The following is a 13,507-nucleotide window of genomic DNA, read 5'->3' as shown; positions in this document are numbered from 1 at the left end:
GGGCCGAAAACACCGCAGAACTGCCATTTCCCCCTCTCCCTAACCCTCTCCCCGGAGGGGCGAGGGGACTTATCGCGTTCGACCGCTTCTTATGTGAACACCATTACGGCACTGTGGCCGGGCTTTCGTGTGCAGCAGCGATCAGCCGTCGAGCATCGCCTTGTCACGCACCGCACCCTTGTCGGCGCTGGTGGCGAGCAATGCATAGGCTTTCAGGGCGGTGGTCACCTTGCGCGCGCGCGGCTGCGCCGGCTTCCAGCCTTTCTTGTCCTGCTCGGCGCGGCGGGCGGCCAGTTCTTCATCGCTGACCAGCAGGTTGATGCTGCGGTTGGGAATGTCGATGAGGATCTTGTCGCCGTCATTGACCAGACCTATGGCGCCGCCCGATGCGGCTTCCGGCGAGGCGTGGCCGATGGACAGACCGCTGGTGCCGCCGGAGAAACGACCGTCGGTGAGCAGGGCGCAGGCCTTGCCCAGGCCCTTGGACTTCAGGTAGCTGGTCGGATACAGCATTTCCTGCATGCCCGGGCCGCCTTTCGGGCCTTCGTAGCGGATGATGACGATGTCGCCGGCCTTCACCTCATCATTGAGGATGCCCTTGACTGCGCTGTCCTGGCTCTCGAACACCTTGGCAGTGCCTTCGAACACATGGATGGACTCGTCGACGCCGGCGGTCTTCACCACGCAGCCGTCGAGGGCGATGTTGCCGTACAGCACCGCAAGTCCACCCTCCTGGGAATAGGCGTGCTCGACGCTGCGGATGCAGCCTTCGGCGCGGTCATCGTCCAGGCTCGGCCAGCGGGTGCTCTGGCTGAACGCGGTCTGGGTCGGAATGCCGGCAGGGCCAGCCTTGAAGAAGTGGTGAACCGCTTCGTCCTGAGTCTGGGTGATGTCCCACTGGGCGATGGCATCGGCCATGTTGGGGCTGTGTACGGTGTGCACATCGGTGTGCAGCAGGCCGCCACGGGCCAGCTCGCCGAGGATGGAGAAGATGCCACCGGCGCGGTGCACGTCTTCCATGTGGTACTTCTGGATGTTCGGCGCCACCTTGCACAGCTGCGGTACCTTGCGCGACAGGCGATCGATGTCGCGCAGGTCGAACGGCACCTCGGCTTCCTGGGCCGCGGCCAGCAGGTGCAGGATGGTGTTGGTCGAACCGCCCATGGCGATGTCGAGCATCATGGCGTTCTCGAACGCCTTGAAGTTGGCGATGTTGCGCGGCAGCACCGACTCGTCGCCCTCGCCGTAGTAGCGCTGGCACAGCTCGACGGCCAGGCGGCCGGCGCGCAGGAACAGCTGCTCGCGGTCACTGTGGGTGGCCAGGGTCGAGCCGTTGCCCGGCAGGGAAAGCCCTAAGGCTTCGGTCAGGCAGTTCATCGAGTTGGCGGTGAACATGCCGGAGCAACTGCCGCAGGTCGGGCAGGCGCTGCGCTCGTATTCGGCGACTTTCTCGTCGGACGCGGTCGAGTCGGCAGCGATGACCATGGCGTCGACCAGGTCCAGACCATGGTTGGCCAGCTTGGTCTTGCCGGCTTCCATCGGCCCGCCGGAGACGAACACTACCGGGATGTTCAGGCGCAGCGCAGCCATCAGCATGCCGGGGGTGATCTTGTCGCAGTTGGAGATGCAGACGATGGCGTCGGCGCAGTGGGCGTTGACCATGTACTCGACGGAGTCGGCGATGATCTCGCGGCTCGGCAGCGAATAAAGCATGCCGTCGTGGCCCATGGCGATGCCGTCGTCCACGGCGATGGTGTTGAATTCCTTGGCCACGCCGCCGTGCTTCTCGATCTCGCGGGCGACCAGCTGGCCCAGGTCCTTCAGGTGCACGTGGCCGGGCACGAACTGGGTGAAGGAGTTGGCGATGGCGATGATCGGTTTCTTGAAGTCTTCGTCCTTCATCCCCGTGGCGCGCCACAGGGCGCGGGCGCCGGCCATGTTGCGGCCGTGGGTGGAGGTCTTCGAGCGGTAATCGGGCATGACGATGATCCTGCGGCTAATTCGGTTGTGTGTGCGGTGAGCGTCGTCGAGCGGCAGATCGCCGCGGTATCAGGAGGCTGCATGACGAAACGGGATCACCGTTCGTACGGCCGGGGCTCACGGGCCCGCCGGAGGATTTCTGGCGAGGAATCGCCTGATTCTACGCCCGCCAGGGCTGGCGGGGAAAGGTTGATGGTCGCCTGTCGCAGCTGGGGTGGCTCCGCGCCGCATATGCGCTGCGCACGCCGCCCAAACCTTTTCCTTGGCCTGCAGCGAGCTGCTTGGTGATCCGCTAAGCCTGCGAGCAGGTTGCCTGCCGCCAATCGACGCTGGTGAGCGCCCTTCGTGACGAGCGTTAAAGGTCGGTATAACAAGCCGGCAGGGCGCTGGAAGGCGACGCCAGAGGGCCGGGCAAGCGTAGCTGATCAGGAGAGCGCACCTGCCGAAACGCACTCGGCAGGTGCAGGTGGCTCAGCTGTTGGGCAGCAGGCGTACGGTCAGGCTCTTGATGTAACGGGTTTCGTTGATCGCCGGGTGTACCGGGTGATCCGGGCCCTGGGCGCCTCGTTCGAGCAGCTGGATGTTGCGATCCAGATGGCGCGCGCTGGTCAGCAGGATGTTCTGCAGATTGTCCTCGTCCAGGTGCATGGAACAGCTGGCGCTGACCAGGATGCCGTCCTTGTTGAGCAGGCGCATCGCGGTTTCGTTGAGACGGCGGTAGGCGGCCTCGCCGTTCTTGATGTCCTTCTTGCGCTTGATGAAGGCGGGTGGATCGGCGATCACCACGTCGAAGCGCTCTTCGGCGGATTTCAGTTCACGCAAGGCGGCGAACACGTCGCCTTCGACGCAGGTGACCTTCTCGGCAAAGCCATTGAGCGTGGCGTTGCGCTCCACGCCGTCGAGGGCGAAGCCGGAGGCGTCCACGCAAAACACTTCGCTGGCACCGAAGGCGGCCGCCTGCACGCCCCAGCCGCCGATGTAGCTGAACAGGTCGAGCACGCGCTTGCCCTTGACGTAGGGCGCCAGGCGCGCGCGGTTCATGCGGTGGTCGTAGAACCAGCCGGTCTTCTGCCCTTCGATCACGGGCGCCTCGAACTTCACCCCGTTCTCCTCCAGTGCGACCCACTCCGGCACCTCGCCGTAGGCGGTTTCCACGTAGCGCTCGAGGCCTTCGGCGTCGCGTGCGCTGGAGTCGTTCTTGAGCAGGATGCCGCTGGGCTTGAGCACCTGGATCAGTGCGGCGAGCACGTCATCCTTGTGCGCCTCCATGGTGGCCGAGGCCAGCTGTACTACCAGAATGTCGAAGAAGCGATCGACCACCAGGCCCGGCAGCAGGTCGGAGTCGCCGTACACCAGGCGGTAGCAGGGCTTGTCGAACAGGCGCTCGCGCAGGCTCAGGGCGACGTTGAGGCGATGCACCAGCAGGGACTTGTCCAGCACGTGCTTGACGTCGCGCGACAGCAGGCGGGCGCAGATCAGGTTGTTCGGGCTCATGGCGACGATGCCCAGCGGCTTGCCGCCGGCCGCTTCGAGCACGGCCTGGTCGCCAGCTTTGAGGCCATGCAGCGGGGTGGCGGCGACATCGATCTCGTTGCTGTACACCCACAGATGGCCGGCGCGCAGGCGTCGGTCGGCGTTGGCTTTCAGGCGCAGACTGGGCAGGGAAGACATGAGTTCGGGCTCCGCGGGGAAAAGAGCGGGATTATAGCGGTTTGCACGAAGACCCGGCGGTTACAAAAGTCGACTGCGGGCGTGCCTGAGCTTTGGCTAGACTGTGCGCTAATTCTCACCCTGCATGATCGTCCATCCATGACTTACGAACTTACCGCCGAACAGATCCAGCAAGTCCTGCAGGGGATCAGCGTACCGCCGCAACCGCAGATCATGGTCGATCTGCAGATGGAACAGATCATGCCGAGCCCGGATCTGCGCAGCATCGCCAAGCTGATCAGCCAGGATCCGGGGCTGTCCGGCGCGCTGCTGAAAATCGTCAACTCGCCGCATTTCGGCCTGGCCAACCGCATCGCCTCGATCCAGCAGGCGGTCAATCTGCTGGGCTGCAATACGGTGATCAACCTGATCAATGCGCAGTCGATCAAGGGCGAGCTGACCGACGAAGCGATACTGGTGCTCAACCGCTTCTGGGACAGCGCGCAGGACGTGGCCATGACCTGCCTGACCCTGGCCAAGCGCCTTGGTTATCAGTCGCCGGACGAAGCCTACAGCGTTGGGCTGTTCCATGACTGCGGCATTCCGCTGATGCTCAAGCGTTTCCCCAACTACATGCAGGTGCTGGAGGAAGCCTATGCCAGCGCCAGCGACGAGCGTCGCGTGGTCGATACCGAAAACCGTCTGCTGACCACCAACCACGCCGTAGTGGGTTATTTCACCGCGCGTTCCTGGCGTTTGCCCGGCCACCTGTGCGAGGTCATCGCCAACCACCACAATGCCCTGTCGATCTTCAGCGACGACTCCGGGCGCGACGCGCAGCTCAAGACGCTGCTGGGCATCCTGAAGATGGCCGAGCATATCTGCGAGACCCATCGCGTATTGGGTGGCCAGGCCGTCGACATGGAATGGCAGTACATCGCCCAGCCGATTCTCGAATACGTCGGGCTGTCTGAATACGACTTCGAGAACCTGCGTGAAAGCATTCGCGATCTGACCGTACTTTGACCCTGGCAGGGTGTTGCCAGCGTGTGGGCTTCGGTGCGTGCTACCGCTTGGCGCACCGCTCCTGCTAAGGTGGCGCACCGCCGTTCTTCTGCCGTATTGCCATGCCCGAATTACCTGAAGTCGAAACTACCCGCCGCGGTATTGCCCCCTATCTTGAAGGTCAGCGCGTCAGCCGCGTGATCGTGCGCGAGCGCCGCCTGCGCTGGCCGATTCCCGAGGACCTGGACATTCGTCTGTCCGGCCAGCGTATCGAGTGCGTCGAACGGCGCGCCAAGTACCTGCTGATCAAGGCCGAAGTCGGCAGTCTGATCGGCCATCTGGGCATGTCCGGCAGCTTGCGCCTGGTCGAGTGCGGCCTGGCGGCGGCCAAGCATGAACATGTGGATATCGAACTGGAGTCCGGCCTGGCCCTGCGCTACACCGATCCGCGGCGCTTCGGCGCGCTGCTGTGGTGCGAGGACCCGCTGCGTCACGAACTGCTCGCCCGGCTCGGGCCAGAACCCCTGGGCGGCCTGTTCGATGGCGAGCGGCTGTTCCAGCTGTCGCGCGGGCGCAGCATGGCGGTCAAGCCCTTCATCATGGACAACGCGGTGGTGGTGGGCGTGGGCAATATCTATGCGACCGAGGCGCTGTTCGCGGCCGGTATCGATCCGCGCCGCGAAGCCGGGTCGATCTCGCGGGCACGCTACTTGCGCCTGGCCGAGGAGATCAAGCGCATCCTCGCCCATGCGATCGAGCGAGGCGGCACGACCCTGCGCGACTTCGTCGGCGGCGATGGCCAGCCCGGCTACTTCCAGCAGGAGCTGTTCGCCTACGGCCGCGGCGGCGAGTTCTGCAAGGTCTGCGGCAGCACGCTGCGTGAGGTCAAGCTGGGGCAGCGGGCGAGTGTGTACTGTCCCAAGTGTCAACGTTGAAAAACGGCTGACGGGCGAACCTTAGGGCGGGTCGCCCGCCCTCCGGCATAAAAACAAGAAAATACCGAGGTTTGATCGATGTCCGGTAACTACCTGCCACGCAATCCGGCCGCCGAATGGCTGGGGCGCAGCGTGCTGAAACTGATGGGCTGGCGGATCGAGGGCGAGCTGCCGAAGCTCGACAAGTTCGTCGCCATTGGCGCCCACCACACCTCCAACTGGGACTTCGTGATCTTCATCGCGCTGAAGTTCGTGCTACGCCTCAACGCCCGCTGGTTCGGCAAGCACAGCATCTTTCGCTGGCCCTTCGGCGGCCTGATGCGCAGTTGGGGCGGCATCCCGATCCGTCGCGATCGCAAGCTCAACACCGTCGAGCAGGCGGTGCAGGCCTTTCGCGAGCATGATCAGTTCATCCTGGTGCTGTCGCCGGAAGGCACGCGCAAGAAGGTCGAGCGCTGGAAGATGGGCTTCTACCATATCGCGCTGGGCGCCGGCGTACCCATAGTGCTGGGCGCGCTGGATTACCAGAACCGCCGTGTAGTGATCGGCCCGACCTTCCAGCCGACGGGTGATGAGAAAGCCGATCTGACTGCCATTCTGGCGTTCTTTCGCCCTTATGTGCCGAAAAAGCCGGACTACGCCTTTCATGGCGATTGACGTCCGTCACGCTGACAATTACCAATGCGCTGTTATAGTTACTGGCACTTTCCCGAATAATCTGAAGGATCGATCCATGAAAGCGTTCCGCACCTCCGCTGCTGTCCTGGCGCTGACCTCTGGCCTGCTGGCGCTATCGGCGCAGGCGGAAGTGGTTCAGCAGAACGTCAGCGGTGATCCGCTCTACACCGTCGAGGCCCCCAAGGGTTACGCCATGGTCGGTGATCTGGTCATCGCCCGCCCGCTGCTGATCGGCGCAACCGCCATCGGCGCCGCGGCCTTCATCGTCAGCCTGCCGTTCACCGCACTGGGCGGCAATGTCGGCGAGGCCGCCCAATCGCTGGTGGTCGAGCCAGGCAAAGAAGCCTTCGTGCGCTGCCTGGGTTGCACCAGCAGCGGCTACAAGCGCGACTGATTCGCCGTCGGCGTGCCGTTTGCGGCCTCTCGCTCCCAACGGAGCGAGAGGCCGTTTGCGTTTTGGCACCACTGAAAGGATGACGTGTTGGTGATGAAGTACCTGCGTTGGGTGATGCTGCTGCTGATGGTGCTGGGACTGTTGGCGTCATTCTGGTTCAGCGAGGGCTGGCTGCAGCTGTGTGCGGGCCTGGCGATCTTCCTGTTCGGCATGCAGTGCCTGGAAGAAGGCCTGCGCCAGCTGGCGGGCAGCAAGCTGGAGCAGGTGCTCGGACGCAGTACCTCGACCCCCTTCAAGAGCCTGCTGTTCGGTGTCGGCGGCACCCTGCTGCTGCAATCGAGCACCCTGGTGTCGCTGCTGACCATCGCCTTCATCAGTACCGGGCTTATCCAGCTGGCCGGCGGTATCGCCATCCTCTTCGGCGCCAATCTCGGTGCCACCAGCGGTATCTGGCTGCTGGCAATGGCCGGGCAGAACCTCAGCCTCAGCCCACTGGCGTTGCCGCTGCTGGTGCTCGGCGTGTTGGCCGGTTTCTTCGGCCCGAGAAGCAAGGCGGCCGGGCGCATCGTGCTGGGAATCGCCTTCATCTTTCTCGGCATCGACCAGATCAAGGAAGGCTTCGCCAGCTTCGGCGACGGCCTGGACATGACCGGCTATCAGGAGGGCGGCTGGCGCGGGGCGCTGCTGTTCACCGCCATCGGCATGGCCATCACCGTGGTGCTGCAATCGAGCCATGCCACCTTGATGCTGACCCTGGCCGCGCTGGCCAGCGGTCAACTGGAGCTGGGGCAGAGCCTGGCCATCGCCATCGGCTCGAACATCGGCAGTAGCGTCACCACCGCCTTCGTCGGCTCGCTCGGCGGCAATCGCAGCGGCCAGCGCCTGGCCCTGGCCCATGTGCTGTTCAACATCAGCACCGGCCTGCTCGCCTTCTGTCTGCTCGGCCCGCTGACCTGGCTGGTGCATGCCCTGGCCGAGCCACTGGGCCTGGGCGAGAACAGCCTGATCCAGCTGGCGATGTTCCATACCCTGTTCAACGCCATGGGCGTGGCGCTGTTCTGGCCGTTGCAGGGGCGCCTGGCGCAGTTGTTGATTCGCTGGCTGCCGGAGCGGGCCGAGCCGCAGGTACTGATCGCCGAGGTGGCGCCTGCGCAGGTGGCCGAGCCCGAGCCGACCCAGGCGCGTTATCTCAACGAGCGTGCGCTGGACTCGGTGGAGTCGGCGTCCGTCGCGGTGGTGCAGGAGCTCGGGCATCTTGGCCGCCTGAGCCTGGAGGTGATCTGCCATGCGCTCTACCTGCCGGTGGATCAGCTGGCGCAGGCCAGGGCGGACGAACAGTTGCTGCAGGCCAGACCCGCGCAGGCGGGATTCGACGCCGACCAGCTCTATCGCCGTCATATCAAGGGCGTGTACGGCGATCTGCTGAGCTTCATGGGGCGTATGGAACTGCCCATGGACGAAGCACACCAGCAGTTCTGGGTCAGTTGCCAGCTGGCGGCACTGCAACTGGTGGACGCGGTCAAGGATGCCAAGCATCTGCAGAAGAACCTCGGCCATTACCTGGAGCAGCCGCCTTCGGGCGCACGCACCTGTTATGTCGAATTGCGCCGCCACCTGTTGCTGGCCTTGCACGAGTTGCGTGAACTGGCCCGCGCCGAGCTGGAGGATGAGGCCTGGCGTTCGCGTCTGGCCTGGCTGGACGAGCAGGCAGCGACCTTCGATGCACAGTTCCGCCAGCGTCTGTTCAGTGAGGTGCGTTACGGCCACCTCGATGGCCTGCAGACCAGCTCGCTGATGAACGATCTGGGCTATGCCAGCCGCATCTTCCAGAGCCTGCGCAACGTGCTGATGCTGGGTAGCGAGCAGGCGCTGTTCCGTGAGCTGCGCAAGTTCGGTGATGAGCAGGAGAGCCTGATCCGGCTCTCCTGACACAAGGCGTAGCCCGGATGAAATCCGGGAGCGGTTGTGCAGTTTCCCCGGATTGCATCCGGGGTACGGTCACCTGCGGTCGATGCGCATCAGGGCGTCGCTTCACCTATCCCGCGCGGGTCGCTGGCGGCCTGCACCTCGCCGCTGACCTTGTCCCAGAACAACACCTGCTGGTTGCCGTACGGCCGATCCAGGCGTTTGAGTGCGTAGCCGCGTTCCTGCAGCTCGGCGATCTGCTGGTCGCTGAAGGTATCCGGCTCGTGCTCGATCACATCGGGCATGAACTGGTGATGGTAGCGTGCCACTGCGGGCCAGCGCTCGACGGGCTGGTCGTCCAGGTACTCGAGCATCGACAGCAGCACCATGCTCGGAATGCGGCTGCCGCCCGGTGTACCGAAGGCGGCGAATTCATCGCTGCTTTCGATGAAGCTCGGGCTCATGGACGACAGCGGACGTTTGCCGCCGGCTATGGCATTGGCCTGGCTGCCGGCCAGACCATAGGCGTTGGCGCCCTGTACGTCGGCAGCGAAATCGTCCATCTCGTCGTTGAGCAGCACACCGGTGCCGGGCACGGTGAAGGCCGCGCCGAAGGGCAGGTTGATCGACAGCGTGGCGGCGACTGCGTTGCCTTCTGCATCGAGCACGGCGAAGTGCGTGGTGTGGTCCCCTTCATGCCAGGTGCCGGCCGGCGGCAGGCTGGCGCTGGGTGTGGCCTGCTCCGTCTCTATACTGCCGGCGAGTACGGCCAGGTGCCCGGGCGAGAGCAATTGATCCACTGGATTCCTGACGAAGTCCGGGTCGCCCAACAGGCCGCGATCACGATAAGCGCGGCGCAGCGCCTCCACCACGTAATGCACGCGCTGCACCGGCTCGGCGTCGCGCCAGGGCAGTTGAGCAAGCATCGCCAGGCTCTGCGCCAGGGCCACGCCGCCTGCTGAGGGTGGCGGTGCGCTGATCAGCTCGCGGCCGTCTTCGAGGGCGAAACGCAGCGGCGCGCGATGAACGATGCGGTACTCGCGAAGGTCGTCCAGAGTCCAGATACCGCCAGCATGGCGCACACCGGTCACCAGGCGCTCCGCCACCGGCCCTGAATAGAAACCTCCACGGCCGTGCGCGGCCAGTGCTTGCAGGGTGGCGGCGAGATCGGGCTGGCGCAGCAGATGGCCTTCGCCGGGGATTTCACCCTGGTCGAGGAACAGCCTGGCGCTCTCGGGATCATCGCGCAGCGCCGACAGGCGCCAGGTCGCGCGTTCGCGGTAGACGCGATCCACCGAAAAGCCCTCGCTGGCCAGGCGAATCGCCGGAGCCAGGCTGGCTTTCAGGGGCAGGCGGCCGTGCTTCTCGGCCAGCTCGACCAATGCTGCCGGCAGCCCTGGAATGGCAGCGGCCAGCGCGCCATTGAGCGACAACTCGCGCTGCACCTTGCCTTCGCGGACATAGAGGTCCGGCTTGGCCTCCAGTGGCGCGCGCTCACGGGCGTCGAGGAAGTCGTAACCGGGGGCGTCGCCAGCAGTGCGCAACAGAAAGAAGCCGCCACCACCCAGGCCGGAGCCATAGGGCTCGACCACCGCCAGGGCGGCGCTGGCGGCTACGGCTGCGTCGAAGGCATTGCCGCCGGCGTCGAGCATCTGCTGCGCTGCAGCGGTGGCGGCGGGGTGGGCAGTGGCAATGGCGGGTTGCTGCGGAGCGGCCTGAGCCAGCAGGCTGGCGCCGAGCAGCAGGGTCGATAGCAGGAGTTTGCGCAACATGCGATCTACCAGAGGCGGCTGAAGGAAGCTTGCAGCTTAACAGCCTCGCTCGGGCGAGGGGGCAACGGGCGCGGAGAAAGCAGGAGGCCGCCGGCCTCCTCGGAAGCCTCAGGCCTTGCCGGTGATGATGCGGTACTTCTGCATCAGTTCATCCTTGCTCTCGACGTTGTTCTCGTCGAGCGGAATGCAGTCCACCGGGCAGACCTGCTGGCATTGCGGCTCGTCGTAATGGCCGACGCACTCGGTGCACAGGTTGGGGTCGATCACGTAGATCTCCTCACCCTGGGAAATGGCGCCGTTGGGGCACTCGGGTTCGCAGACGTCGCAGTTGATGCAATCGTCGGTGATGATCAGGGACATGGGTAACTCCTGTCGCGGCGACGCCGAGACACTGGCAGACAACGATGCGCGAATTGTGCCGGATTGGTGCAGCTTGTGTCATGCGCCCGTGCTGCATCTGTGGGAGGGGCTTTAGCCGCGACAGTCGCCGCTGAAGCGCCTCCCACAAGTGCTCTTCAGCTTTTTTGAAAGCGCGCGTTGAGTGCGTCGGCGACGGCCGGATGCACGAACTTGGAGATATCGCCGCCCAGGGCCGCGATCTCGCGAACCAGGGTCGAGGAGATGAAGGAGTACTTTTCCGACGGAGTGAGGAACAGACTTTCCACATCCGGCGCCAGCTGGCGGTTCATGTTGGCCAGCTGGAACTCGTACTCGAAGTCGGACACCGCGCGCAGGCCGCGCAGGAACACGTTGGCGCCCTGTTCCTTGACGAAGTGCGCCAGCAGCGAGGAGAAACCCACCACTTCGACATTCGGCAGGTGCTTGGTCACTTCACGGGCCAGCTCGACGCGTTGTTCCAGCGGGAACAGCGGGTTCTTCTTGGGGCTGGCGGCAACGGCGATGATGACGTGATCGAAAAGTCGCGCGGCGCGTTCGACCAGATCGCCATGGCCTTTGGTGATGGGGTCGAAGGTACCCGGGTACAACACTCGATTCATCGCTTCGTCCTGTTCGAGGCGGCAAGAGTCGCGGATGGTAGCGCAGCGTTTCCCTTGCGGCCAAGCGCGACGAAAGCTCAGTCACTGCGCAGATGCAGCAGCAGCGCAGGCAGCAGGCAGGCGAGGGCGATCCAGTCGGCGATCACCACACGGCGCAGAGCCTCGTTGTAGACGGGCGCGCTCCATGCCAGCAGGAGAAAGGCGAGCACGCTGATCAGCCCGCCGATCAGTGCCGCGCTGCGCAGCGCCGGGATGAAGGCTGCGGCCACCAGCAGGCTGCCGAGCAGGCCGAACAGCACGGCGCGGTGGCGCATGAGGATCTGCAGGTTGGGCTCGTCCAGGGCGATGCCGTACAGTGCATTGAGGCGTTCACCCCCGAGCACGCCGACCAGCGGCAGCAGATGGATAACGCCGGCCACCAGCAGCAGAACGGCGATCAGCTTGCTCACCTCAGGCCCTCAGGCGTTCGCCCAGCAGGGTGGCGAGCTTGGCAGTCAGGCCATAGATCGACAGCTGCGGGTTGGCGCCGATGCTGGTGGGGAACAGCGAACCATCGTGGATCGACAGGTTGGCCAGGTGGTGGTGGCGGCCGAGGCTGTCGACCACCGCCTGCTGCGCATCCTCGCCCATGGCGCAGCCGCCCATGACGTGGGCACTGCCCAGGCGGGTGCGGTACAGCGCCAGGTCGAGGTTCTCGATCATGTCCCGGGCCTCCTTCCAGCTGCCGACGTAACGTGCATCGGCATGGGTCGGCATCACCGCCTTGGCGCCGGCGGCGAACTGGATTTGCGCCATGGTCAGGAAAGCACGGCGCACCCCGTCCCAGGTGTAATCGGTCATCTGGTAATCGAGCACCGGGCTGCCGTCGCCCCGTAGCTCCACGCGGCCTTCGGCGCAATCCGGGTGGAAGCCGTCGCGCAGCAGGGCAAGCATCACGTTGGTATGCGGCAGCTGCGCCATGCGCAGGGCGTTCTCGCGGCCGAAATCGCCGAGCAGGGTGGCGGTCAGTGCCGGTTGCAGCGGCGGCACTTCCAGTTTGTAGGAGAGACGTCCGTCGGTGCCGTCGTCCCACTGGAAATGATCCGAATAGACCGACTGCGGCGCACCGTAGAAGGGGTTGATGACCTGCTCGAACTGCGCCGCGGAGAAGTTCACCAGGTGCAGGTAGGTGCGCCGGCCGACGCGCTGGTGCGGGTCGGGCGCATTGGAGCGCAGCAGCAGGCCGGGGGTGTTGATGCCGCCACCGGCCAGCACGTAGTGCCGCGCCTTGACCCGGATGCGCTTGCCATTGGGCGCCACGCAGCGTTCGTCCATGCCCAGGCAGTCGATGCCGACCACCTTGTCGCCTTCGATCAGCAGCTTGTCGGCGCGCGCCAGATAGAGCAGCTCGCCGCCGGCGTCGAGGGTGGCGGGGATGGTGGTGACCAGCATCGACTGCTTGGCGTTGGTCGGGCAGCCCATGCCGCAGTAGCCGAGGTTCCAGCAGCCGCGCACATTGCGCGGGATCGGCGCCCAGTGATAGCCGAGCTTGTCGCAGCCGCTGCGCAGCACCTCGTTGTTGGCATTCGGTGGCACCGCCCAGGGCGCCACGCCCAGGCGCTGCTCCATCTTCTCGAACCAGGGCGCCATGGACGCGACGTCATGGCCCTTCACCCCATGCACCTCGGCCCAGTGCGTCAGGGTCTGCGGCGGCGTGCGGAAGCTGCTGGTCCAGTTGATCAGCGTGGTGCCCCCAACGGCGCGGCCCTGCAGGATGGTGATGGCGCCGTCCTTGCTCATGCGGCCGATGCCTTCCTGATAGAGGTTCGGGTAGGCATCGGCCTCGCGCATCTTGAAGTCGTCGCTGGTCTTGAGCGGACCTTCCTCGATCAGCAGCACCTTGTAACCGGCGACGCTGAGGATTTCCGCCGTCGTGCCGCCACCGGCGCCGCTGCCGACGATGGCGACATCGGCTTCCAGCGTCAGGTCGTTTTCCAGGCGCGAACCGTCATATGTCTTCCAACCCCTGGCCAGGCCTTGCTTGAACAAATCGGGTACAGGCATTGTTTTTCCTCGGAGTCACTGAAACCTACTACGCGATCCGATTGCGGCGTCAGGTTCTCGCCCGTGGCTCGGCGTACTGCAGACAGCCTCGCCACGTGCTGCGAGCCTTCCTTGCACTCGAACCGCTCGCTACGGTTTCAGAGGCCT

Annotated in this window: 12 protein-coding genes; 5 read left to right on the top strand and 7 right to left on the bottom strand. The window is 64.9% G+C overall.

All coding sequences use genetic code 11. From position 1 onward, the window contains the following. Positions 1-141: 141 nt before the first annotated feature. The gene (gene ilvD, locus GYB81_RS16730) at positions 142-1,980 is read right to left on the bottom strand and encodes a dihydroxy-acid dehydratase (protein WP_161866088.1); all 1,839 of its coding nucleotides are present in this window, start codon (positions 1,978-1,980) and stop codon (positions 142-144) included. A gap of 471 nt (positions 1,981-2,451) precedes the next feature. After that, the gene (locus GYB81_RS16725; RefSeq protein ID WP_161866087.1) at positions 2,452-3,651 is read right to left on the bottom strand and encodes a class I SAM-dependent rRNA methyltransferase; all 1,200 of its coding nucleotides are present in this window, start codon (positions 3,649-3,651) and stop codon (positions 2,452-2,454) included. 138 nt (positions 3,652-3,789) lie between these two features. On the opposite strand from GYB81_RS16725, the gene GYB81_RS16720 reads away from it, so the two are divergent. The 5 genes from GYB81_RS16720 (at position 3,790) to GYB81_RS16700 (ending at position 8,571) form a co-directional block, all read left to right on the top strand. After that, the gene (locus GYB81_RS16720; RefSeq protein WP_161866086.1) at positions 3,790-4,656 is read left to right on the top strand and encodes an HDOD domain-containing protein; all 867 of its coding nucleotides are present in this window, start codon (positions 3,790-3,792) and stop codon (positions 4,654-4,656) included. Between the two features lie 101 nt (positions 4,657-4,757). Then, entirely contained in the window at positions 4,758-5,570 is an 813-nt protein-coding gene (mutM, locus tag GYB81_RS16715) for a bifunctional DNA-formamidopyrimidine glycosylase/DNA-(apurinic or apyrimidinic site) lyase (RefSeq protein ID WP_161866085.1), read from the top strand. A 78-nt stretch (positions 5,571-5,648) separates the two neighbouring features. After that, a complete protein-coding gene (locus GYB81_RS16710) occupies positions 5,649-6,227 on the top strand; it encodes a lysophospholipid acyltransferase family protein (RefSeq protein ID WP_024309879.1) in 579 nt (192 codons plus the stop codon). Positions 6,228-6,303: 76 nt separating this feature from the next. After that, complete coding sequence (locus tag GYB81_RS16705; protein WP_161866084.1) at positions 6,304-6,642, top strand: multidrug transporter; 339 nt, start codon at positions 6,304-6,306, stop codon at positions 6,640-6,642. A 93-nt stretch (positions 6,643-6,735) separates the two neighbouring features. Then, complete coding sequence (locus tag GYB81_RS16700) at positions 6,736-8,571, top strand: Na/Pi cotransporter family protein (RefSeq protein WP_161866083.1); 1,836 nt, start codon at positions 6,736-6,738, stop codon at positions 8,569-8,571. An 89-nt stretch (positions 8,572-8,660) separates the two neighbouring features. Here GYB81_RS16700 and ggt read toward each other — a convergent pair whose 3' ends face one another. The 5 genes from ggt to GYB81_RS16675 all read right to left on the bottom strand — a co-directional run bounded on the left by ggt (position 8,661) and on the right by GYB81_RS16675 (position 13,360). After that, positions 8,661-10,319, bottom strand: coding sequence for a gamma-glutamyltransferase (gene ggt, locus GYB81_RS16695; protein ID WP_161866082.1), 1,659 nt, complete (start codon positions 10,317-10,319; stop codon positions 8,661-8,663). A 108-nt stretch (positions 10,320-10,427) separates the two neighbouring features. Next, a complete protein-coding gene (locus tag GYB81_RS16690) occupies positions 10,428-10,679 on the bottom strand; it encodes a YfhL family 4Fe-4S dicluster ferredoxin (protein ID WP_004373873.1) in 252 nt (83 codons plus the stop codon). A 155-nt stretch (positions 10,680-10,834) separates the two neighbouring features. Beyond that, complete coding sequence (gene coaD, locus GYB81_RS16685; RefSeq protein WP_024309875.1) at positions 10,835-11,317, bottom strand: pantetheine-phosphate adenylyltransferase; 483 nt, start codon at positions 11,315-11,317, stop codon at positions 10,835-10,837. A gap of 77 nt (positions 11,318-11,394) precedes the next feature. Continuing rightward, a complete protein-coding gene (locus GYB81_RS16680) occupies positions 11,395-11,766 on the bottom strand; it encodes a phosphopantetheine adenylyltransferase (protein ID WP_161866081.1) in 372 nt (123 codons plus the stop codon). 1 nt (position 11,767) lies between these two features. After that, on the bottom strand, positions 11,768-13,360 hold the full coding sequence (locus GYB81_RS16675; RefSeq protein WP_161866080.1) for a GMC family oxidoreductase: 1,593 nt from the start codon (positions 13,358-13,360) through the stop codon (positions 11,768-11,770). Positions 13,361-13,507: the final 147 nt, after the last annotated feature.

Origin of the sequence: Pseudomonas yangonensis (assembly GCF_009932725.1) — a bacterium.
In the GTDB taxonomy this organism is placed as follows: Bacteria; Pseudomonadota; Gammaproteobacteria; order Pseudomonadales; family Pseudomonadaceae; genus Aquipseudomonas; species Aquipseudomonas yangonensis.
The sequence above is the reverse complement of the archived record's forward strand: the minus strand, read 5'-3'. Positions and strand labels throughout refer to the sequence as shown.

What these genes read in the sequence shown, in the direction of transcription:
- ilvD (WP_161866088.1), bottom strand. Translation starts at nt 1,980, where the DNA reads ATGCCCGATTACCGCTCGAAGACCTCCACCCACGGCCGCAACATGGCC.
- coaD (WP_024309875.1), bottom strand. Translation starts at nt 11,317, where the DNA reads ATGAATCGAGTGTTGTACCCGGGTACCTTCGACCCCATCACCAAAGGC.
- GYB81_RS16675 (WP_161866080.1), bottom strand. Translation starts at nt 13,360, where the DNA reads ATGCCTGTACCCGATTTGTTCAAGCAAGGCCTGGCCAGGGGTTGGAAG.
- GYB81_RS16690 (WP_004373873.1), bottom strand. Translation starts at nt 10,679, where the DNA reads ATGTCCCTGATCATCACCGACGATTGCATCAACTGCGACGTCTGCGAA.
- GYB81_RS16700 (WP_161866083.1), top strand. Translation starts at nt 6,736, where the DNA reads ATGAAGTACCTGCGTTGGGTGATGCTGCTGCTGATGGTGCTGGGACTG.
- ggt (WP_161866082.1), bottom strand. Translation starts at nt 10,319, where the DNA reads ATGTTGCGCAAACTCCTGCTATCGACCCTGCTGCTCGGCGCCAGCCTG.
- GYB81_RS16725 (WP_161866087.1), bottom strand. Translation starts at nt 3,651, where the DNA reads ATGTCTTCCCTGCCCAGTCTGCGCCTGAAAGCCAACGCCGACCGACGC.
- GYB81_RS16710 (WP_024309879.1), top strand. Translation starts at nt 5,649, where the DNA reads ATGTCCGGTAACTACCTGCCACGCAATCCGGCCGCCGAATGGCTGGGG.
- GYB81_RS16720 (WP_161866086.1), top strand. Translation starts at nt 3,790, where the DNA reads ATGACTTACGAACTTACCGCCGAACAGATCCAGCAAGTCCTGCAGGGG.
- mutM (WP_161866085.1), top strand. Translation starts at nt 4,758, where the DNA reads ATGCCCGAATTACCTGAAGTCGAAACTACCCGCCGCGGTATTGCCCCC.
- GYB81_RS16705 (WP_161866084.1), top strand. Translation starts at nt 6,304, where the DNA reads ATGAAAGCGTTCCGCACCTCCGCTGCTGTCCTGGCGCTGACCTCTGGC.